We start from the raw sequence: 21,221 nt of genomic DNA, 5'->3' as shown, positions 1-21,221 counted from the left end.
ATGATCCTGGTCGCGCGTCCGAATCCTACTTTCGAGACGGTTGGCGACGATCGTGGCAAGCGATCAGCCGACAGCGGCCATGTTGCGCCGCTCGCGCCGGAGCAGCCCGCTCCGGACGCGCCGCATGCGCCGTCGCGCGAAAGCCAGCGTGGCCTCGACTGGTTCATCTTCTTCCTCGCCGACGTGCAGACCGGGTTCGGTCCCTTCGTTGCGGTCTACCTGACCACCCAGAAATGGACCCAGGTCGAGATCGGCTTTGTGCTGTCGATCGGCGGCATCATCGGGCTGCTCGGGCAAATGCCTGGCGGCGCGATCGTCGACGCCGCGCGTTCGGAGCGGATCGTCGCGGGGTTTGCGGTTGCGACCATCGGCGTCAGTGCGCTCGCCTATGCCGTCTGGCCGATCTTTCCTGTGGTGACGTTGGCTGCAACGATGCATGCGCTGGCGAGCTGCGTGCTGGGTCCGGCGATCGCCGCGATCAGCCTCGGCCTGGTCGGGCCGCTTGCGATCGGCGAACGGCTCGGCCGCAACGCGCGCTTTGCGTCGCTCGGCAATGGCTCGGCCGCGGCGCTGATGGGCGCCTGCGGCTATCTGCTGTCGAGCCGCTCGGTGTTCCTGGTGACGTTCCTGCTCGCGATCCCGACATTGCTGGCGCTGTCGCGGATCCGCGAACGCGAGATCGACATCGCGCAGGCCCATGGCGAAGTGAAGCGCGAGACGCCGGACAAGCGAGCGACCAGTATCTGGACATTGGTGAAGCAGAAGCCGCTCTTGATCTTCGCCGGCAGCGTCTTGCTGTTCCAGCTGGCCAACGCCGCAATGTTGCCGCTGATGGCGGGCGTGGTGACGACACGGTCGAGCCAATGGGCGCCGGTGCTGATCGCGGCCTGCATCATCGTGCCGCAGGCGATTGTTGCGCTGACCTCGCCCTCAGTCGGGCGCAAGGCGCAGCAGATCGGCCGCCGGCCGCTGCTGCTGCTCGCTTTCGGCGCGCTGGTGGTCCGCGGCGTGCTGTTCGCGACCGTGCGGGATCCCTATCTGCTGGTCGTGGTTCAAATCTTCGACGGCATCACCGCGGCGGTGTTCAGCGTCATGGTGCCCTTGATCGTCGCCGATGTCGCCTTCGGCAGCGGCCATTTCAACCTGGCGCAGGGCATCGTCGGCACCGCCACCGGCATCGGTGCCTCGCTCAGCACCGTGCTGGCCGGCTATGTCAGCGACAAGCTCGGCAGCAGCACCGCGTTCATGGGACTGGCCGGCGTCGCCGCGCTCGGGTTGTTGATGATCTTTTTCGTCATGCCGGAGACGCGGAAGACGACGACGTAATCACAAGGCGTGCCGTCAGACAGGCGGCGACCGCCAGTGCAGTCGCGACACCGGCGACACAGGCAACCCATCCGAAACGGTCGAACAACTGGCCGAGCACGGCTGTCCCCACAAGGCCGCCGAGGAAATAGCAGGCGAGATAAGTCCCGCTCGCGACACCGCGATTGTCCTGGGCGGCCTTGCCGACGTAACCGGTCGCAACGGCTTGCGCGAAGAACGTGCCGACACCGACCAGCACCATGCCAACGAGTACGAGAGCAAGATGTGAACTCAGCAGCAGCATCAGGCCGATGCCTGCGACCGCCAGCGCGCCCCAGATGGCCGGTCGGATGCCTACCAGTGTGACCGCCCGGCCTGCCAGCAGGGTTGTCACCACCGACGGCAGGAACACAAAGTAGACGAAGCCGAGATCCATCATGCCGAGCGACAGCGGCGCGCGCACCAGCACGAAATTGACGAAGGTGAACGTGCCGATGAAGGCGAACAGGATGCAGAAGCCGATCGCGAAGGCGGCGCGGAGCGCCGGATCGCGCCAGTGCGCGATCGTGGCTTGCAGCGGCGACTGGGTCGTCGGCATCGCGTGCATTGGCCGGGCGCGCTTGATGGTGACATAGACCAGCGCCGCCCCGGCGAGGTTGAGCAACGCAAAGAAATAGAAGTTCGATGCCAGCCCGAATGTATCCGCGACCGCCGCCGACACCAGTCGGCCGACCAGATTGCTTGCGACATTGCCGGTGATATAGGCCGCGAAGGCGCCGCCGGCATCCATCGCGCTGCATTGCTCGCCGAGATACGCCAGCGTCAGCGCAAAGGCCGAGGCCATGCACAGGCCCTGCATCACGCGCAGGATTGTGAAGGTGGTGAGGTCGGGGGCGCTCGCCAGCAGCGTCGTTGGTACTGCGAGCAGAAGCAGGCTGACCAGAATGCCGCGCCGGCGCTCGATGTGCGGGCTGAGAAATCCCACCACGAGGCCGGCAATCGCCATGCCCATGGTGCTGGCATTGACCGCAAAGCCCATCGCGGCGGGCGTCACGTTGTAGTGCCGGGTCAGCGACGGCAGGATCGCCTGCGTCGCGAACAGGTCGACGACGGTCAGGAAGGCGGTCAGGCCGATGACCAGCGAACGTACCGCCGCGCCGGGCGAATGTATCGTCGTCGCGTCGGCTTTCATCGAAGCTGACATTTCGGTCATGGCACGGCTCCGCTGGAAGAGGAGGGATGTGACGCCTGGTCGTGTGGGGCAGCACGGACTTCAGGACGTCACATCCGGCAACGAGGGCTTTTTGCTTTGGGCAAAGCGCTCGTTGATGGCGTCACATGTTGTGGTCGTGCGGATCCTTGCGGACGTCGCCGACATAGAGGATCACGGTTTCCGTGCCGAGGTTCTTCCACCAGTGCGAGGTGCCGAAGACTTCGGGACGGATGTCGCCGGCCTTGTGCACGATCGGCTCGGCGCAGTTGCTGGCGTATTCGACGATCTCGCCCTGCTGGACGAAGATCAGCGCCGGCCGATCGTCATGGCTGTGCCAGGGCACGATGCCGCCGGGCTCGATGGTCAGCTTGCGGAAGCGCAGCTCACGGTCCTTGATGTGGGCGGGCTGCTTCTCGAGGTCGATCGCACCGAGCGTGACGTCGGTGACGCCGACCGGCTTATAGTCGACCATCTCGCGGACGCCGGGCTTCATCTTGCCGGCGGGGCATTCGCCGGCCGAGGCGGTCGATACGGCGGCGAACGAACCCGCGACGATGGCGGCGAGCGCGAAGCCGAGCGTGTGCAGACGTCTGGATTTCAACATGGTGGTCTCCTCTGTTTCTGCCGTGGCCTTCGGATGTGGCTGGCGATGAGGTCACCATGATTGAGATTGCGCACGGCTTGAAATGCCCGATAGCTCTGGACTCGATAGCGCCGCGCTATCAGCGGCCGAGCATGTTCTTGATGTCTGAGGTGAAGGTCGGATAGGCGTAGACCTGCTCCCGGATCTGCCGCGCGGTGATGCCGAACCGCATCGCGAGCCCAAGCAGGTTGACCAGCTCCTGGCCGTCATGGCCGACGAAATGCGCGCCGACGATGCGGTCGCTGCCGCTTTCGACGATGACCTTCGACCACGCCACGGTTTCGGCGTAGGTGCGCGCCGAGAACCAGTCATGCATGTCGTTGATGTGAACGTCGACGGCGAGGCCGCTTTTCCTCGCCGCGGCTTCGGTCAACCCGACCGAAGCCAGCGCCGGCACAGTGTAGACCGACGTCGCCATGCTCGCGTAATCGGGGCTGTGGGTCGGTCCGTCCACGATGTTGCGGCCGACGATATCGCCCTCATAGGTCGCGATCGGAGAAAGCTGTGGCGAGACCGGCACCGCATCGCCGCAGACATGGACGAGCGGATTCGAGGTCGAGCGCAGATAGCGGTCGACGCTGACGCGGCCGTTGTCGTGCACGACTTGGCCGGCGGCAAGATCGAGCCGATCGACATTGGCGATGCGTCCGGCGCCATTGACCACGCGGTCGGCAAGGGCTGTCTGTTCGATACCATCGTGAACGTAGACGACACGCAGCCGTCCGTCGGCCGGTTCGATCCGCTTGACGCTGACGCTGGTCTTGATGCGGATGCCGATCCGCTCGCTTTCAGCTTGCAGCTGCGCAACGGCGTCGCCGTCCATGGCCGGCAGCAGTTGCGGCAGTGCCTCCAGGATGGTGACCCCGGCGCCGGCACGGGCGTAGACATGACCGAACTCCAGCGAGATCACGCCGCCGCCGATGAAGATCACCGAGGCCGGCAGCGTCCGCTCGCTCAGCATGTCATCCGAGGTGATCATGTGCTCGGCGCCGGGAATCGGCAGCGGGCGCGGCTTCGATCCGGTGGCGATCACGATATGTTTGGCTTCCAGCAGGCGATCGTTGACGCGGATCGCGTTCGGGCCGGCAAAGGCGCCATAGCCCCTGATGACCTCGACATTGCGATGGGCCATCGACCGCGCGAGGTTGGCCGGGATGTCCTTGATCAAATCCTTCTCGCGATCGATCAGCGCGGCCCAGTCGAGCCTCGGTTTGCCGACCGTGATGCCGTGCATGGAGGCACGTTCGATCTCGTGCAGGGCATGGCCGGCCGCGACCAGCACCTTCTTGGGCGTGCAGCCGCGGTTGGGACAGGTGCCGCCCAGCAGGTCACCCTCGATCATCGCAACCGACATTCCGGCGCGGCGCGTCGGGCCGGTAACGCCGATGCCGGCATTGCCACCGCCAAGGATCACGACGTCGAATGGTTCCGGTTTCATGGCTCGATCCTCCAACGGGCTGTCGGGCCGCATCCGTGATGCGACCCGATCATTCTACGCGCCAGGCCGAGGCGGCGTTACTTGGTTGCGATCGTCGAAGTGATCGATTGCACCACCGACGTCGCCATCTTGAACTGCGCTTCGCGGTCATGGATGTTGTGGCGGCGGGCGATCCACTGGAAATCGGTCCAGACCGCCCAGACATCGCCATTGTCGTCCTGCGTCAGCAAGAGCCGCACCGGCCAATCGAGCCCGGCATTGGGGTTCGAGGTGATGAATTGAGTGCCGAGCGGCGGATTGCCGAACACCAGCAGCGTCGACGGCCGCAGCTTGATCCCGGCATCGGCCGCGAGTTTCGATTGATCGATCTCGGAAAAGAATTTGATCCCCTTGGCGGCGATGTCGGCCTTGATGCGGGCGATCGCCTCCATCATCGGGACCGCGCTCTTGACGCGGACCACGCCGTCATCGCTGTCGGCCCGGGCCGAGGGCGAACTCGAGACCAGGGCGAGAACGAGCAGCAGCGGCGCGCAGAGCGTTGCGAGCTGGCGAATGGCGAAGCGGGGCATGGCTTTCTCCTGTGCGTTGACATTCCGCGCAGGATGGCGATTCGAACCGAGGAGAGGAAATGCGAAGCTGCTCTCGACTCGATAGCCCGCCGCTATCGGCGCGCGATGCACGGCGGCTATCGAACCGATTGGGGATCGGCATTTCATTGTGAAGGCAGGCTGTCCCTTGATGGAGACGCGCCCGATTGGCGGGCGTCCATCCCAGGGAGCCCCCATGACCACCCGTTCCAAGATCCTGATCGCCGCTGCGGCTCTTGCCGTCGTCGCCACCTCGGCCCTCGCGCAGGCCGCGTGGGAATTCAAATCCGGCATGGCCTACATGTATGCCGGCCCCGGCAAGATGTCCGCGATGGCGATGGCGTCGACCGAGAAGAACAACGAGACCATGATGAAGCACGCCACCAAGGTGCCGCACAACACCGTCTTCTTCATGAACAATGGCGAGCTCTATTCAGCGTCGGGTCGGCTCGATCCGACCGGCAATTTCTACATCAACTGATCGCGGCCAAAGGTGCAGGCTGCCCCTTGCGGGCGGCCTGCGCCGGAAAATAAGATCGTCCCCAACTCGTCCGTCGGAGCCTGAAATGACGCAGCTCACGCCAGCCAATGCCGAACGCCTCAGGCAGGCTTTCCTGCATTGTCGCGACATGGAAGGCTCGCTGCGCGAACGGCTCGAAGCCTATGCCGCGGCCGGACGCGACATCTTCCCGGCCTACAGCGAAGCCGTCGACCGCCTGGTCGGGCGGCTCAAGCAGAATGGTGGTGGCGAAAGCGCGCCGCGGCCGGGTGAGGCGATGCCGCCCTTCATGCTGCCGGACGACCGCGGCCGGCTCGTCACGCTTCCGGCACTGCTGCAACAGGGGCCGGTGATTGCGATGTTCTTCCGAGGGCACTGGTGCCCGTATTGCCGGATCAATGTCGGCGCCGTCGTCAAGGCTCTCGATCGCATCCAGCAGCGGGGTGGGCAGGTCGTCGGCATCATGCCGGAGACGCAGAAATATGCGTCGCAGTTCAAGGCCGAGGCCGGCGCACCGTTTCCGATCCTGACCGATCTCGACAACGGCTACGCGCTGTCGCTCAATCTCGCGATCTGGCTCGATAGCGAGATCCAGGGCCTGCTGTCCTACCTTGATTTCTCCGATTTCCACGGCAATGACGGCTGGGTATTGCCGATCCCCGCGACCTTCGTGGTTGGCCGCGACGGGATGGTGAAGGCGCGCTTCGTCGACCCTGATTTCCGCAAGCGGATGGAGATCGACGATCTCCTCAAGGCGGTGGAAGACGCCGGCCGCTAAAGCATGATCCGGAAAAGTGGAGGCCGGTTTTCCGAGAAGATCATGCTCAAGCAAAAAGCCCATCAGGCGCTTTTCGCCAGATATTGCTGCCAGTCCGTACCGCGCAGCATCCGCATCACCGCGGAGGCGACCGCGGTGCGCTGGCGGCCGGCAACGCCGTAGAGATGCACGGTCCGCCTTGAATCGAGCCCGTCGACCGTGGTGCGCTTCAGCGTGTCCGGGATCGTCGCGGTGTGCGGGATCACGGAGATGCCGATGTCGGCCTCGACCAGCTCGATCAAATCGCGCTCGGAGGAGATCTGATGGCTGCCGTCCACGGCCACGCCGTGCTCGCGCAGTGTGCTGCCGACGCGTTCGGCGTGCTCGCAATAGCTCCGCGACAGCAATTGCTCGCCCTGCAGATCGTCGAAGCCGATCCGGTCGCGGCTGGCCAGCGGATGCGTCCGGCTCATCACGAGGTAGAAGTGCTCGGTGAACAGCGGCCATGTGTCGAGCCGATCCCAGTCGCTGCCGAGCTCCGCGGCGATGCCGAGCTCGGCCTCGCCCCTCTTCAGATATTCGGCGACTTCGGCGCTGGTGCCGCGGAGAAAGCGGAATTCCAGCCGGTTGAACTGCCGCTTGATCTGGTCGAGATAGGGGATCAGCAGCGACAGATCCACCGAATGGGTCAGCGCGATCCGCAGTGCACCGATCTCGCCGCTTTTGAAGGATGAGGCGAGCATGCGCGCGCCGGAGGCGGCATCGTAGCACTGCTGCAGTAGCGGCAGCATGCGCTGGCCGAGCTCGGTCAGTTGCGCGGCCGGGCGCTCGCGGCGGAACAGGTCGCCGCCGAGTTCGGCCTCGAGCTGCTTGATCGCGCGCGTCAGCGACGGCTGCGTCACGTTGCACTCGTCGGCGGCCCGCGTGAAGTTCAGCAATCGCGCGACGGCAAGGAAATACCTGACCTGATGCATTTCCATGGTGCTGCTGCCCTGTCTGCTTCCGTCCGCCAAGCTAGCCGAAACCTGCGCCGAATGACACCCGAACCACGATAGCGGCAGCCTATCGTTGTGGAAGCAAACGGGCATTTCAACTTGGTCCGCGCGCGGCGCACAGTCCGTGGCCGCCAGGAGCCGCCCGAGCGTGCCGTGGACGGCTTTGATAGCGCACTGAAACGTGAAGGTAACACCGACCATCCGCCCGCGAAATTCGAGGCGGAGAGAGGATTTGCAGGGAGCCTGACATGACCGACCAGGACAATTGTTCGTCGCGGAATTCCGCCTCTGATCCAGGGCAGGTCGTCCTGGTGCTGCAGGGCGGCGGTGCGCTCGGCTCCTACCAGGCCGGCGTCTATCAGGCGCTGCATGAGGCCGGCATCGAGCCGGACTGGATCATCGGCACCTCGATCGGCGCCATCAATGCCAGCCTGATCGCCGGCAATGCTCCTGAGCGGCGGCTGTCGCGGCTGCGCGAGTTCTGGAAGAAGATGGAGCAGAGCCCGGTCTGGAGCTTTCGCGACGTCTTTCCCGGCTTCAACGAAAAGCTGTCCTATTGGTCGACGGTGACCAACGGCATTCCCGGCTTCTTCCGGCCGAACCCGCTGGCGCATGCCGGTGACAGCTATCCGCTCGGCGCCGACAATGCCGGCTACTACTCGACCGCGCCGCTGGAGAAGACGCTCACCGAGCTCGTCGATTTCGATCTGGTCAATCAATGCACGCCGCGGCTGACGGTCGGCGCAGCCCATGTCCGCACCAGCGAGATGCACTATTTCGACAGCCGCGACGTCAGGCTCGGCGTCAAGCACGTGATGGCTTCCGGCGCGCTGCCGCCGGCATTCCCGGCGATCCGCATCGATGGTGAGCTGTACTGGGACGGCGGCATCCTGTCGAACACGCCGACGGAGGCCGTGTTCGACGACAATCCGCGCAAGAACTCGCTGATCTTCGCGGTACATCTGTGGAATCCGTCCGGCACGGAGCCGACCACGATGGCCGAGGTGCTGAACCGGCACAAGGACGTGCAATATTCCAGTCGGATCGCCAGCCACATCGCGCGCCAGCAGCAGGCGCATCGGCTGCGCCACGTCATCAACCAGCTCGCGGCGCGCCTGCCGGAAGGAGAGCGCAACAGCGCGGCGGTACGCGAGCTCGCGGCTTACGGCTGTCCGACGCGGATGCATGTCGTGCGTCTGCTGGCGCCGCAGCTCGATCGCGAGACCCACACCAAGGATATCGACTTCAGCCCGTCCGGCATCATGCAGCGCTGGGACGCGGGCTATGCGCATACCAAAGCGGTGCTGCAACGCCGCCCCTGGATCGGCGAGTTCGATCCGCTGTCGGGCGTCGTTCTTCACGAGGAGCCTCAGGGAACGCTGCTCGCGGCAGAGTAGGCACGCAAGCCCGGCCAAGGCACAGCTTTTGCTTCTCAGCGACCTGCAGCTGTTTGGAGGTCAGCATGTTGAGAATCCCGCGTCGCTACAGCCACTTCGTGTTTGGCATCCTGCAGTCGGGCTTGACCTGCGCCATCGCGGCGGCGATCGCCAGCTATCCGCTGCTCAATACGGGAAGGGTCCTGACCTACTGGCTGCAAGCCTGGTCGCTCTCCTGGCTGATCATGCTTCCGGTGGTGCTGTTTGCGGCACCGGGGATTCGGCGGCTGTCGCTTGCGGTGACGACCCAGGAGTAGACAAGATACGGGGCGCAAGCCCGGGGCCGCTTGAGGCCCCGGGCCGTGAGCACTTCATTACGGCCGTGCTTCGAGGATCAGGTTGAACGGCGTCTCCGCCGCGCGGCGGAAGCGCGTGAAGCCGGCCTGGCGGGCCACCTCGCGCAGCCTTGCCTCGCCGGCCTGCGCGCCGAGCGCGAGCCCGACCTCCTGATCGAGCGACGCCGGCGTGCAGACCATGGTTGACGCCGCGTAGTAGACGCGCCCGACGGGATTGAAATTGTCCTCCAGCCGGTCGTGCGCAAACGGCTCGATCAACAGGCAGGTGCCGTCATCGGCCAGCGTCGATCGGGTGTGCTTGAGCGCGCCGACGGGATCGCCCATGTCGTGCAGGCAGTCGAAGAAGCAGACGAGGTCATAGCCGTGGGCCGGAAATGTCTTCGCGGACTGCGTCTCGAAGCGAACGCGATCCGACAGACCGGTTGCTCTTGCCTGCTCACGCGCGGCCTGGATCGAGCCGTCGTGATAATCGAAACCGAAGAACGTCGAGTTGGGAAAGGCCTCGGCCATCAGCCGTGTCGACACGCCATGGCCGCAGCCGACATCGGCAACCTTGGCGCCGCGCTTCAACTTGTCGACGACACCCTCGAGCGCCGGCAGCCATTCCTGCACCAGATGGTGCTTGTAGCTCGTGCGGAAGAAGCGTGCCGTTCCGCAGAACAGGCACTCGCTGCGCTTGTTCCAGCCGACGCCCTTGCCGGTCTTGAACGCGTCGGAGATCTTCGGTTCGTCGAGGAAGGTCGCGGAGACCAGGCTGCCGACGGCGCCGAGGAAGACCGGGCTGTCCTCGTCCGCCAGCGCCATGATCTGCTCGGGCAGCATCGAGAATTTGCCTGATGTCTTGTCATACTCGACATAGCCGGAGGCTGCCTGCGCCGACAGCCACTCCCGGACATAGCGTTCGGTGGTGCCGGTCGCCTTGGCCAGCGTCGCGGGGTCCATTGGACCGCCATCGGCGAGGGCCTTGTAGAGGCCGAGCTTGTCGCCCAGCAGCATCAGCGACGCGTTCATGGCTGCGCCGACATCGCCGATCATCTTTCCCATGAATGAATTGAGGCGCTCTTCGTTGACTTCCATGATGTTCCTCCACCGCAAAACGGGTTTTGAAAAAGTCCATCAGTCCGAAGCAAATGCATGCGCCATCGTCCGGGCAGGTGCCGTGGACGACGAGGTCGCGAGTATAGCTTCGGTAGGCCGAGTCTGGTTGTTACAAATGCGTTGGTGTGCCAGCGATGCCCGGCTTCACAAGCGCGCGAGGTGGATCAATCACGCGGCCAGCCGGGGTGACACCAGCCGCTGGTAGAGCGCGCCGTAGCAGGCGGCCGACAGGCTCCAGCTGAACGAGCGCGCCATCGCGCTGCGGCGCATGGTGTCGAGCCGGTCCTTGGCGCGGTAGGCGTCGAAGGCCCGCCTTACGCCGCCGAGGAAGGATTCCGCCGACGGTTGCGAGAACAGGAAGCCGGTCTCGCCGTCGGTGATGGTTTCGGCCAGGCCGCCGGTCTGGTGGCCGATCGGCAGCGAGCCGAAGCGTTGCGCATACATCTGGCTCAGTCCGCACGGCTCGAAGCGTGACGGCATCAGCGTGAAATCGCTGCCGGCGAAGATGCGCCGGGCCTGCGCATCGTTAAAGCCGATGATGACGCCGATCGCATCCGGCCGTCGCCGATGCGCCCGCACCAGCGCGTCCTCGATCTCGGGCTCGCCGATGCCGGTGACGATGATCTGGCCGCCGGCATCGACGATTTGATCGGCCGCCTGCAGCACGAGGTCGACGCCCTTCTGATGCACGAGGCGGGCGACCAGGCCGAAGATCGGCCCTCGCGACACCGCAAGCCCGAGCTGGCGGCGGACATAGTCGGCATTGGCCTGCTTGCCCTTCCAGTCGCCGGCGGCGAATGGCTGGGCGAGCTGCGGGCAGTAGCGCGGGTCCCAGCTCTCGTCGATGCCGTTGAGGATGCCGGTCAGCTGGTCGGCGCTGGAGCGCACGCGCAGCAGGCCCTCGAGTCCGCAGCCGAGCTCGGGCGTGGTGATCTCCCGGGCATAGGTCGCACTCACCGTCGTCAGATGCGAGGCATAGACCAGGCCGCCCTTGAGGAAGGACAGCTTGTCGTAGAACTCGAGTCCGTCGATGTGGAAGGAGCTCTCGGGTGCGCCGATCCGCCGCAGCGCCTCCTTCGCGAACAGGCCCTGATAGGCCAGGTTGTGGATGGTCAGGATCGAGGGAATCCGCGCGCCGCGCCAGGCGAGGTAGGCGGGTGTGAGCGCCGCCTGCCAGTCATTGGCGTGAACGAGGTCGGCTGCCCAATTCTTGTCCAACGTTCCGGTTGCAAGTTCGGCAGCAGCGGAGGCAAAGCGGCCGAAGCGGATATCGTTGTCAGGCCAGTCGCGGCCCTGCTCATCGCCATACGGATTGCCCGGCCGGTCGTAGAGCTGCGGGCACAGCAGCACGTAGACCGGCAGGCCGTCCTTGGTCGATGCGCGGCCGAGCGAGGCCGCCGGCATCTCCGCCAGGCTTGCGCATTCGCCAACAATTTCAATATGGGTGAGGTGTTCGACGATGTCGCGATAGCCGGGAAGCAAGACCCTGACATCGCTCCACGGGCGCAAGGCCCGGGGCAGGGCGGCGGATACGGCGGCAAGCCCGCCCACGCGGACGAAATCGTCCATCTCCGTCGTGACGAACAAGACCCTCAACAGCGCCCTCGCTTCGACCCCTTCGTCTTGCAATGCAAGATCGGGTCCAGTTTGCTTCTCACGGTCCGTGGGAATCCGAATGGTCCCAAACGGCAGAGGCGCTTTCCTGCCGGGGCGGCTCACTCTAACGTCACGCCACGCGGCAGGGTGATACGACCGCGGCGGAGGGGAGCCTTGGACAAGATACTGGCCGGCGACAATAAGGGCAATTTGACGCAAAGCTTCGGCGGGCTCCGCGTGATCGATTTCTCGACCACGATCGCCGGTCCTCATTGCACGCGGATGCTCGCCGACATGGGCGCCGAGGTGATCAAGATCGAGACCACCGAGGGCGAGACGATGCGCACCCGTCCGCCACTCCGCAACAACTGCTCGACCGCCTTCGGCCAGCTCAATGTCGGCAAGAACAGCATGGTGCTGGACCTGAAGTCGCCGGCCGGCGTCGAGGCGGTGCGGCGGCTGATCGCCACCGCCGACGTGCTGGTGGAGAATTTCCGGCCCGGGGTGATGCGGCGGTTGAAGCTCGACTACGCGGCGATCCGCGACATCAATCCAAGGCTGATCTTCTGCTCGATCTCCGGCTACGGCCAGACCGGGCCGTCGGCCGAGCTGCCGGCCTATGCGCCGGTCATCCACGCTGCCTCCGGCTACGAGATGGCGCATCTCGCCTACCAGCCCGGCCGCAGCCGGCCCGACTATTGCGGCATCTACCACGCCGACGTGCTGACCGGCGTCTACGCCTTCGGCGCGATCTCGGCCGCGCTCTATCAGCGCAGCGTCTCAGGCCAGGGCCAGCACATCGACGTCTCCATGCTGGAATCGATGTTGAGCCTGACGCTGAACGAAGTGCAGTGGTCGCAATTCGAGGTGAAGGCGACACAACGTCCGATGTTCGGGCCGAGTGAGACCACCGATGGCTATGTGATGGTCGCGATCGCCAGCGAGAAGACGTTCCAGAGCCTGATGCAAGTGATCGGGCACGCCGAGTGGATCACCGATCCGCGCTTCGCCAGATATTCCGATCGGCGGGAGAACTGGGCGAGCCTGATGGACGGCGTCGAGGCCTGGTCGCGCAGCGTCACCACCGCGCAGTGCCTCGCCGCGCTGAACGAATACGGCGTGCCGTCGTCGGCCTATCGCACGGTGCGTGAGGCGCTCGCCGATCCGCAAATCGCGCATCGCGGCGCGCTCGCCGAAGTTCAGGACGACGGTGGAACCTTCAAGGTGATGAACCTGCCGTTCCGCATGTCGGGCGCGAAGGTTGCAGCCGCGCCGCGGATGTCGACGCTCGGCGAGCACACGCTATCGTATCTGAAAGAAATCGGATTGAGCGGCGACGAGATCGCGAGGTTCACGGACAACGCGACGGCGCGCGAATAATCCCCTGCGGCTTTATCACCCGCCAACTTTCTTCCGGCTTGCCGGGCGTGATGATTCCGGACAATCTCGCAGCTCATCACACGATGATCCGTGAACACCGGACGTCGCTCACCTTGGGAGAGGGCATGATGAAGGCAGCCGGTCGCGCGCATGCGCTTGCGCAGATATTTCTTGTGACGGGATTTGCTGCGGCGCTCTCCATCATGCCCGCAAGCGCCCAAAAGCAGGGCGGCAGCATCACCGTCGGCCTCGAGCTCGACATCCCCGGTTTCGATCCATTGAAGGTCGGCGTCTATGACACTGCGGCATTGACCGCGTCGTCCGCGATCTTCGACACGCTCACCTATCTCGACGCCAAGGGCGAGCCTCAACCAAGGCTCGCGCTGTCCTGGACGCATTCCGAGGATTACAAGACCTGGACCTTCAAGCTGCGTCCCGGCGTCAAATTCCAGGATGGAACGCCGTTCAATGCCGAGGCCTACAAGGCGAATTTCGATCGCCAGAAGGATCCTGCGAACAAGTGCCGCTGTGCCTTCTACATCGCCAATGTCAGGGATGTTCAGGCGCCCGATGAACTGACAGTGGTCGTCAACCTCACCGATCCCGGAGTGAATTATCCCGCCATCGTGAGCTACCCGAGCCAGAACAATGCGGTTCACTCGCCGACAGCGTGGAAGGCCAAGGGCGACGACTACAACCGCAATCCCGTCGGCAGCGGTCCCTATATCCTGAAATCGTGGACGGCCGGCGATCGCCTGGTCCTGGAGAGGAATCCCGACTACTGGGACAAGGACAAGGTCTATTTCGACCGCATCATCCTCAAGCCGCTGCCTGACGCCCAATCGCGCTTTGCGAGCCTGCAATCCGGCGAGGTCGACCTGATCTGGGATGACGAATACGATCCCGACAACATCCAGAAGGCACAGAAGGATGCCAAGCTGACCGTGCACACCTTTGCCGGTTCGGGTGCGCAGGTCTACGCCTTCAACACGAAGACGCCGCCGTTCGATGATTTGCGCGTTCGCCAGGCGATGGTGATGGCGCTCGACCGCAAGAAGTGGTCGCAGGCGATCACCAATGGCCTCGCGAAGCCCGCCAGCAATCCCTATGGCGACGGCTCCTGGGTCAAGTGCAAGGATGACGGCGCATTGCCCGAGGATCTCGAGAAGGCGAAGGCCTTGCTCAAGGAGTACGGCAAGCCCGTCGAGTTCAAGACGCTGTTCACCGCAACCCCGCGCGGTCGCGCCAACGGACAGGTGCTGCAGCAGCTCTGGAAGCGTGCCGGCGCCAACATGGAGATCGAGCAGGTGGATCAGGCGACCATTCCGCCGCGCGCCTTCATGCGTCAGTTCCAGGTGACGCCCTGGCGGATCGTCGATCTCGCCGACCCTGACATCCAGATGTACGCCAATTTTCACACCGGCAGCCCGGTCGCGCTCGCCAACTATTCCAATCCGGAACTCGACAAGCTGCTCGAACGCGCGCGCGTCACCGCCGATCGGAGCAAGCGCATCGAGGACTATTGCGAGATCAGCCGGCTGATCAACAAGGAAGCGATCTGGTTCTGGACCTTCCAGAACACCTACTACGCGATATCGAGCGCGAAGCTGAAGGGCCTGCCGAACATGTACAGCGGGATGATCGACGTATCGCGCGCCTGGAAGGAATAGCGCGGGATGGCGTTCTTCCTCGCATGGCGGCTGCTGTATCTCGTGCCGGTGCTGATCGCCGTTTCGGTGCTGACTTTCCTGATCGCGTCGCTGCTGCCGGGTGACCTCGCTTACGTGATCCTTGGCGACCAGGCGACGCCGGAGAACGTCGCCGCGCTGCGCCATGACATGGGGCTCGACCAGCCGATCTGGTGGCGCTATCTCAGCTGGCTCGGCCACATCCTGCAAGGCGATTTCGGCCGTTCCTTCCGCACCGGGCAAACCGTGCTGCAGGCCGTGACCGAGCGCGTGCCGGTCTCGTTCGAGCTGATGATCCTGGCCGAGCTGATTGGCTTGGCGATCGGCGTACCGCTCGCGATCGCCTGCGCGGCGAAGAGCGGCAGCGCGTTCGACCGCTTCATGACCGGCTCGGCCTTCGCCATGCTGTCGCTGCCGACGTTCCTGTCCGCGATCCTGCTGATCTTTCTGTTCGCGGTCGAGCTGCGCTGGCTGCCGGCGACCGGCTACGTGCCGTTCACCGAGGATCCGCTCGCCAATCTGCGCTTCATGGTCCTGCCCGCGCTGACCTTGGCGCTGGCGGAATGGCCGGGCATCATGCGCGTGCTGCGCTCGGACATGATCGCAGCACTGCAGGAGGACTACATCGCGCTCGCCAAGGCCAAGGGCCTGAAGCCCTCGCGCATCCTGTTCGTGCACGCGCTGAAGCCGTCGTCGCTGACGCTGGTGACGATCACCGGCATCAATATCGGCCGCCTGATCGGCGGCACCGTGATCGTCGAGAGCGTGTTTGCGCTGCCCGGCATCGGACGCCTGCTGGTCGGCGCGATCTACACCCGCGACCTCATCATCCTGCAGGGGGTGGTGCTCTTGGTCGCCGCCGGCTTCGTCATCGTGAATTTCATCGTCGACCTGCTCTATGCGGCGCTCGATCCGAGGATCCGTCATGGCCACGCTTGAGCTCAGCCTCGACGAGCAGGCCGCGGAGCCGGCACGCCGCAAACGCCGGCTCGGCCTGCTGTTCTGGTTCGCGATGGGCTGGATGGTGCTGGTGTTTGCGGTTGCGATCCTCGCCGATGTGCTGCCGCTGCCGAGCCCGACCGACATGGACATGCTGGAGAAGCGGGCGCCGTTCTCGGCCGAGCATTGGCTCGGCACCGACGGCTTCGGTCGGGACGAGCTGTCGCGGCTGGTCCATGGCGCGCGGATCTCGCTGATCGTCGGGCTGTTCGCGCCGGTGATCGGGCTCACCATCGGCGGCGCGCTCGGCATGCTCGCCGGCTATTTCCGCGGCCGCTTCGAATCCATCGTGGTCGGCAGCATGGATGTGCTGCTGGCGTTCCCGCCGTTGATCCTGGCGCTCGCCGTCACCGCCTATCTCGGCCAGTCGATCTTCCATCTCACCTGCATCCTCGGCGTGCTCGGCATTCCCGCCTTCATGCGAGTCGCGCGCGCCGCGACCTTGACGCTGGCGCGGCGCGAATTCGTCATCGCGGCGCAGGCGCTCGGCGCCACACATGCGCGCATCCTGCTGCGCGAATTGTTGCCGAACGTGCTGCTGCCGCTGCTGGCCTTCTTCCTGCTGGCGGTCGCCGTCACCATCGTCGTGGAGGGCGCGCTATCCTTCCTCGGCCTCGGCGTGCCGCCGCCGATCTCGAGCTGGGGAAGCATGATCGGGGAGGGACGTGAAAGTCTCGACGTCGCGCCGCGGCTGGCCTTCATCCCGGCGATCGCAATGTTTCTCACCGTGCTGTCGTTCAACCTGATCGGCGACACCCTGCGTGCGCTGACCGATCCTCGGCAGGGCGCGCTGTGAGCGGCGCGTTGCTCTCGGTGCAGGATGCGGTGGTCGATCTGCCGACCCCGCGCGGCAACCTGCGTGCGGTCGATCATGTCGATCTCTCCGTCGGCGCCGGGCGCACGCTCGGCATCGTCGGGGAATCCGGCTGCGGCAAGACCATGCTGTCGCGCGCGATCCTGCAGCTGCTGCCGAAGAAGGCAAAACTCTCGGGACGGGTGATGTTCGACGGCCAGGATCTGCCGCAGCTGTCGCCGGAAAAGCTCCGCAAGCTTCGCGGGCAATCGCTCGCCGTGGTGTTCCAGGACCCCATGACCTCGCTCAATCCGGTGCTGACCATCGGCACGCAATTGATCGAGACCATCCAGGAGCATCTCGAACTCGATCTCGCCGAGGCGCGCAAGCGCAGCATCGAGCTGCTCGCGGCGGTCGGCATTCCCGCGCCCGAGCAGCGGCTGGCGCAATATCCGCACCAGCTCTCCGGCGGCATGCGCCAGCGCGTCGCGATCGCAATCGCGCTGTCCTGCGAGCCGAAGCTCCTGATCGCGGACGAGCCGACCACCGCGCTCGACGTCACCATCCAGGCGCAGATCCTCGATCTCTTGGCGCGCGAGCAGCAGCGGCGGCACATGGCGATGATCATCATCACCCATGATCTCGGCGTCGTCGCAGGACGAACCGACGAGGTCGCGGTGATGTATGCCGGCCGCGTCGTCGAGCGCGCGCCGACGCCGGCGTTGTTCAAGCAGATGCGGATGCCCTACACCGAGGCGCTGCTGGCGGCGCTGCCGAAGCTCGATGCCGCGCCGCATACGCCATTGCCTGCAATCTCGGGCCGCCCGCCCGATCCGACCCGGCCGCTCAAGGGATGCTCGTTCGCGCCGCGCTGCCGCTACGCCGCCGGCCGCTGCAATACCGAGAAGCCGGCGCTGAGCGCCGCCGAGACGCCAGAGCATGTCTATGCCTGCTTCCATCCGATCGAGACCCGCGCGAGGGTCGAGGCATGATGCAGCAGCTGGCCATGCAACAGATGGCGTCCGAACCGCTGTTGAAGGTGGAAAACCTCGTCGTCGAATATGCCGTCGGCGGCAGGACCGTCCACGCCGTCTCCGACGTCAGCCTCGACATCGCGCGCGGCGAGACGCTCGGCCTGGTCGGTGAATCCGGCTGCGGCAAGTCGACGCTCGGACGCGCGGTGCTGCAGCTGCGGCAGGCGGTGTCGGGCAAGGTGCTGTTCGACGGCCACGACCTCACCGCCATGCATGGCGACGCGCTGCGCCGGATGCGCCGCCGGGTGCAGCTGATCTTCCAGGATCCGATCGCCTCGCTCAATCCGCGACGGCGGATCGGCGACATCGTCGCCGAGCCGCTGGTGATCTCGGGCGTCAAGGATCCCGACAAGCGCCGGCAGGCCGTGCACGACGTGCTGGCCGCGGTCGGTCTTGATCCCGCGCTGGTCGTCAACCGATTGCCGCATGAATTCTCCGGCGGGCAATGCCAGCGCATCTGCATTGCCCGCGCACTGGTGCTCAATCCCGATTTCGTCATCTGCGACGAGCCGGTGTCCGCGCTCGACGTCTCGATCCGCGCCCAGATCCTCAATTTGCTGGAGGAGATGAAGGCGCGCTACGGCCTGACGCTCTTGTTCATCGCCCACGATCTCGCCGTCGTGAAGGCGGTCAGCGACCGTGTCGCGGTGATGTATCTCGGCCGGCTCTGCGAGGTCGGGCCGTCCGAACAGCTGTTTGCAACGCCCGCGCATCCCTATACCGCGCTGCTGCTCGAGGCGATCCCGGTGCCCGATCCGGACGTCCGTCCCACCGAGAGCGTCGCCGTCGGCGAGCCGCCGTCGCCGATCGCACCGCCCTCCGGCTGCCGTTTCCGCACCCGCTGTCCGCGGGCCGATGCGCGCTGCGCGGCCGAGGTGCCAGAATTGCGCACGGTCGCGCCCGGCCAGTCCGCGGCTTGCCATCATCCGCTGATCTAGCCTAAACCGCTAGCCAAGAATAAAAACTCGGGAGAACAGCGATGAAGAGCTTTCAGGTCGTCGATTTCAAAGCGCCGCTGAAAGAGGTCGATCAGCCGACGCCGCAACCGTCGGGCACGCAGGTGCTGATCAAGGTCAAGGCCGCCGGTGTCTGCCACAGCGATTTGCACATCTGGGAAGGCGGCTACGATCTCGGCCATGGCCGCAAGCCGCTGTCATTGAAGGATCGCGGCGTCTCGCTGCCGCGCACGATGGGGCATGAGACGGTCGGCGAGGTCGCAGCCTTCGGACCCGATGTGAAGGACAGCGACAAGGGCGACCTCAGGATCGGCGACGTTGCGCTGGCCTATCCCTGGCTCGGCTGCGGCAAATGCCCGACCTGTCTGGCCGGCGACGAGAACATGTGCGCGATCAAGCCGAATTCGCTCGGCGTCTACTGCGACGGCGGCTATGCCGATCACATGACGGTGCCGCATCCGAAGTATCTGTTGAACCTGAAGGGACTCGATCCCGTCACGGCCGCGCCTTACGCCTGCTCGGGTGTCACCACCTACAGCGCGTTGAAGAAGGTCGAGAAGGATTTCGACACCCCGATCGTGATCTTTGGCGCCGGCGGCCTCGGCCTGATGGCGCTGTCGCTGCTCAAGGCGATGGGCGGCAAGGGCGCCATCGTGGTCGATATCGACGCCAGGAAGCGCGAGGCCGCGGAGGCGGCCGGCGCGCTCGCCACCGTCGACGGCAAGGCGCCGGATGCGCTGGAGCAGCTGATGAAGAAGGCGGGCCAGCCGATCCGCGCCGCGATCGACCTGGTCGGCAACGCCCAGACCACGCAACTTGGTTTTGATTGCCTGACCAAGGGCGGCAAGCTCGTGATCGTCGGCCTGTTCGGCGGCGGCGCGACCTGGGCGCTGCCGCTGATCCCGATCAAGGCGGTCACCATTCAGGGCAGCTATGTCGGCAATCTCCGCGAGACGCAGGAGTTGTTGGACCTGGTGCGTTCGAAGAAGATTCCGGCAATCCCGGTGACGACGATGCCGCTTGGGAAAGCCAATGACGCGCTGCACGCCCTGCACGACGGCAAGCTGGTCGGCCGTGCCGTGTTGACGCCGTAAGAAACATCACACCCGTCATGGCCGGGCTTGTCCCGGCCATCCACGTCTTGCTTTTGGTACCGCAGTCAAGACGTGGATGCCCGGCACAAGGCCGGGCATGACGTACTTCTAGATATTGACCACAAACCACTCGATAAGGAATCCCATGTCCGCCAACAACGCTCTCCACATCGCCGTCCTCGGTGGCGACGGCATCGGTCCCGAGGTGATGGCGCCGGCGCTCGAGGTGTTGCGCAAGGTGGAGGCGACGACGGATCTGAAATTCCGCTTCACCGAGGCCGCGGCCGGCGCCACGCATTACAAGGAAACCGGCAAGTCGATGCCGGATTCAACGATCAAGCTGTGCGAGGAGGCGGATGCGATCCTGCTCGGCGCCTGCGGCCTGCCGTCGATCCGCTATCCCGACAATACCGAGATCGCGCCGCAGATCGAGCTGCGCATGATCTTCGATCTCTACGCCGGCGTGCGCCCGGCGCGGCTGATTCCGGGCGTCGCGAGCTCGATCGTCGGCGCCGACCAGAAGGGCATCGACCTCGTCGTGATCCGCGAGTCCACCGAAGGCCTGTTCGCCTCGATGGGCAAGGGCGTCGTCACCGACAGCGAGGCGCGCGAGACCATGGTGATCACGCGCCACACGTCGGAGCGCCTGTTCGAATTCTCGTTCCGCCTCGCCGAGCGCCGCAAGGCGCGCGGCCGCGCCAATGGCGGACTGACCTGCGTCGACAAGGCAAACGTGTTCAAGGCCTTTGCGTTCTTCCGCAACATCTTCGACGAGACCGCCAGGCGCCATCCCGGCGTCAAGGCCGATCATCTCTATATCGACGCGACCGCGGCCGCGCTGGTCAAGCGTCCCTGGGATTTCGACGTGATGGTCACAGAGAACATGTTCGGCGACATCCTGTCCGATCTCACCGCCGGCCTGATCGGCGGCATGGGCATGGCACCGTCGGCCGACATCGGCGACAAGTACGCGGTGTTCCAGCCGTGCCACGGCACCGCGCCCGATATCATGGGGCAGGGCAAGGCCAACCCGACCGCGATGATCCTGTCGGTGGCGATGATGCTGGACTGGCTCGCCGACAAGCACGGGCTGGAAAGCGCAGCCGAGGCCGGCGAGCGGATCGATCGCGCCGTCGACAAGGTCTATGCCGACGGCATCAAGCCGTTCGAATTCGGCGGCAAGAACGGCACCGCCGATATCGCGAAGGCCGTGATCGCAGCAATCTAGTGGATGAACTTGACGGCCACGCCGACCAGCAACAACAGTCCGATCGACAGGACCGGCGAATAGGGATTCTCGGTCCCGCTGGACCAGTTGCGGATATCGGTCAGCCGGCGGTTTCCGGCGTAGGTCCTGTCCGTCGTGTTGGTCTGGGTGTCGCTCATCGTTTTGCTCGTAAGCAGGTGGCGTGAT

The 21,221-nt window shown here is 65.1% G+C and carries 21 protein-coding genes; 13 read left to right on the top strand and 8 right to left on the bottom strand.

Annotated features, from left to right (window positions below):
* Positions 1–1,326 carry an MFS transporter gene (locus JQ604_RS35025; RefSeq protein WP_212365288.1) on the top strand — a complete coding sequence of 442 codons (1,326 nt, stop codon included), beginning with the start codon at positions 1–3 and terminating at the stop codon, positions 1,324–1,326.
* Here the strand turns inward: JQ604_RS35025 and JQ604_RS35020 are convergent.
* The 4 genes from JQ604_RS35020 to JQ604_RS35005 all read right to left on the bottom strand — a co-directional run bounded on the left by JQ604_RS35020 (position 1,295) and on the right by JQ604_RS35005 (position 5,168).
* A complete protein-coding gene (locus tag JQ604_RS35020; protein ID WP_212365287.1) occupies positions 1,295–2,518 on the bottom strand; it encodes an MFS transporter in 1,224 nt (407 codons plus the stop codon). The two genes, JQ604_RS35025 and JQ604_RS35020, sit on opposite strands and share 32 nt — an antisense overlap.
* 121 nt (positions 2,519–2,639) lie before the next feature.
* Positions 2,640–3,122, bottom strand: a complete 483-nt coding sequence (locus JQ604_RS35015) for a cupin domain-containing protein (protein WP_212365286.1) — start codon at positions 3,120–3,122, stop codon at positions 2,640–2,642.
* 118 nt (positions 3,123–3,240) lie between these two features.
* On the bottom strand, positions 3,241–4,599 hold the full coding sequence (locus tag JQ604_RS35010; RefSeq protein WP_212365285.1) for a dihydrolipoyl dehydrogenase family protein: 1,359 nt from the start codon (positions 4,597–4,599) through the stop codon (positions 3,241–3,243).
* A 77-nt stretch (positions 4,600–4,676) separates the two neighbouring features.
* The gene (locus JQ604_RS35005) at positions 4,677–5,168 is read right to left on the bottom strand and encodes a DUF302 domain-containing protein (protein ID WP_212365284.1); all 492 of its coding nucleotides are present in this window, start codon (positions 5,166–5,168) and stop codon (positions 4,677–4,679) included.
* 214 nt (positions 5,169–5,382) lie between these two features.
* Between JQ604_RS35005 and JQ604_RS35000 the strand changes: the two genes are divergently transcribed.
* Together JQ604_RS35000 and JQ604_RS34995 are read left to right on the top strand one after the other, a co-directional pair.
* Positions 5,383–5,667: a hypothetical protein gene (locus JQ604_RS35000; RefSeq protein ID WP_212365283.1), complete on the top strand. Its 285-nt coding sequence runs from the start codon at positions 5,383–5,385 to the stop codon at positions 5,665–5,667.
* An 85-nt stretch (positions 5,668–5,752) separates the two neighbouring features.
* Entirely contained in the window at positions 5,753–6,463 is a 711-nt protein-coding gene (locus tag JQ604_RS34995) for a peroxiredoxin-like family protein (RefSeq protein WP_212365282.1), read from the top strand.
* A gap of 62 nt (positions 6,464–6,525) precedes the next feature.
* Here JQ604_RS34995 and JQ604_RS34990 read toward each other — a convergent pair whose 3' ends face one another.
* Complete coding sequence (locus tag JQ604_RS34990; RefSeq protein ID WP_212365281.1) at positions 6,526–7,422, bottom strand: LysR family transcriptional regulator; 897 nt, start codon at positions 7,420–7,422, stop codon at positions 6,526–6,528.
* 263 nt (positions 7,423–7,685) lie between these two features.
* Between JQ604_RS34990 and JQ604_RS34985 the strand changes: the two genes are divergently transcribed.
* Positions 7,686–8,834 (top strand): patatin-like phospholipase family protein, encoded by a 1,149-nt coding sequence (locus tag JQ604_RS34985; protein ID WP_212365280.1) that lies wholly within the window; start codon positions 7,686–7,688, stop codon positions 8,832–8,834.
* A gap of 65 nt (positions 8,835–8,899) precedes the next feature.
* Complete coding sequence (locus JQ604_RS34980; protein ID WP_212365279.1) at positions 8,900–9,130, top strand: DUF2798 domain-containing protein; 231 nt, start codon at positions 8,900–8,902, stop codon at positions 9,128–9,130.
* Positions 9,131–9,187: 57 nt separating this feature from the next.
* Here the strand turns inward: JQ604_RS34980 and JQ604_RS34975 are convergent, their stop codons facing one another.
* Both JQ604_RS34975 and glgA read right to left on the bottom strand, forming a co-directional pair.
* Positions 9,188–10,246, bottom strand: coding sequence for a class I SAM-dependent methyltransferase (locus tag JQ604_RS34975; protein ID WP_212365278.1), 1,059 nt, complete (start codon positions 10,244–10,246; stop codon positions 9,188–9,190).
* 189 nt (positions 10,247–10,435) lie between these two features.
* Entirely contained in the window at positions 10,436–11,863 is a 1,428-nt protein-coding gene (gene glgA, locus JQ604_RS34970) for a glycogen synthase GlgA (protein ID WP_212365277.1), read from the bottom strand.
* A gap of 183 nt (positions 11,864–12,046) precedes the next feature.
* Here glgA and JQ604_RS34965 point away from each other — a divergent pair, with 183 nt between their 5' ends.
* The 8 genes from JQ604_RS34965 (at position 12,047) to JQ604_RS34930 (ending at position 21,035) form a co-directional block, all read left to right on the top strand.
* Positions 12,047–13,243, top strand: a complete 1,197-nt coding sequence (locus tag JQ604_RS34965) for a CaiB/BaiF CoA transferase family protein (protein WP_433996317.1) — start codon at positions 12,047–12,049, stop codon at positions 13,241–13,243.
* Between the two features lie 125 nt (positions 13,244–13,368).
* Positions 13,369–14,913, top strand: coding sequence for an ABC transporter substrate-binding protein (locus JQ604_RS34960; protein WP_249159106.1), 1,545 nt, complete (start codon positions 13,369–13,371; stop codon positions 14,911–14,913).
* A 6-nt stretch (positions 14,914–14,919) separates the two neighbouring features.
* Positions 14,920–15,870, top strand: coding sequence for an ABC transporter permease (locus JQ604_RS34955; RefSeq protein ID WP_212365276.1), 951 nt, complete (start codon positions 14,920–14,922; stop codon positions 15,868–15,870).
* Positions 15,857–16,726 carry an ABC transporter permease gene (locus tag JQ604_RS34950; RefSeq protein ID WP_212365275.1) on the top strand — a complete coding sequence of 290 codons (870 nt, stop codon included), beginning with the start codon at positions 15,857–15,859 and terminating at the stop codon, positions 16,724–16,726. Before JQ604_RS34955 ends, JQ604_RS34950 begins: the two co-directional genes overlap by 14 nt.
* Complete coding sequence (locus JQ604_RS34945; RefSeq protein WP_212365274.1) at positions 16,723–17,715, top strand: ABC transporter ATP-binding protein; 993 nt, start codon at positions 16,723–16,725, stop codon at positions 17,713–17,715. Before JQ604_RS34950 ends, JQ604_RS34945 begins: the two co-directional genes overlap by 4 nt.
* The gene (locus JQ604_RS34940; RefSeq protein WP_433996316.1) at positions 17,712–18,695 is read left to right on the top strand and encodes an ABC transporter ATP-binding protein; all 984 of its coding nucleotides are present in this window, start codon (positions 17,712–17,714) and stop codon (positions 18,693–18,695) included. The genes JQ604_RS34945 and JQ604_RS34940 overlap by 4 nt, the downstream gene beginning before the upstream one ends.
* Positions 18,696–18,736: 41 nt before the next feature.
* Positions 18,737–19,807, top strand: a complete 1,071-nt coding sequence (locus JQ604_RS34935; protein WP_212365273.1) for an alcohol dehydrogenase — start codon at positions 18,737–18,739, stop codon at positions 19,805–19,807.
* Between the two features lie 145 nt (positions 19,808–19,952).
* Entirely contained in the window at positions 19,953–21,035 is a 1,083-nt protein-coding gene (locus JQ604_RS34930) for an isocitrate/isopropylmalate dehydrogenase family protein (RefSeq protein ID WP_212365272.1), read from the top strand.
* On the opposite strand, the gene JQ604_RS34925 is transcribed toward JQ604_RS34930, so the two are convergent.
* On the bottom strand, positions 21,032–21,193 hold the full coding sequence (locus tag JQ604_RS34925; RefSeq protein WP_212365271.1) for a hypothetical protein: 162 nt from the start codon (positions 21,191–21,193) through the stop codon (positions 21,032–21,034). The two genes, JQ604_RS34930 and JQ604_RS34925, sit on opposite strands and share 4 nt — an antisense overlap.
* Between the last annotated feature and the right edge of the window lie 28 nt (positions 21,194–21,221).

The sequence above is a fragment of the Bradyrhizobium jicamae genome (assembly GCF_018130695.1).
GTDB classification, from domain to species: Bacteria; Pseudomonadota; Alphaproteobacteria; order Rhizobiales; family Xanthobacteraceae; genus Bradyrhizobium; species Bradyrhizobium jicamae_B.
The sequence above is the reverse complement of the archived record's forward strand: the minus strand, read 5'-3'. Positions and strand labels throughout refer to the sequence as shown.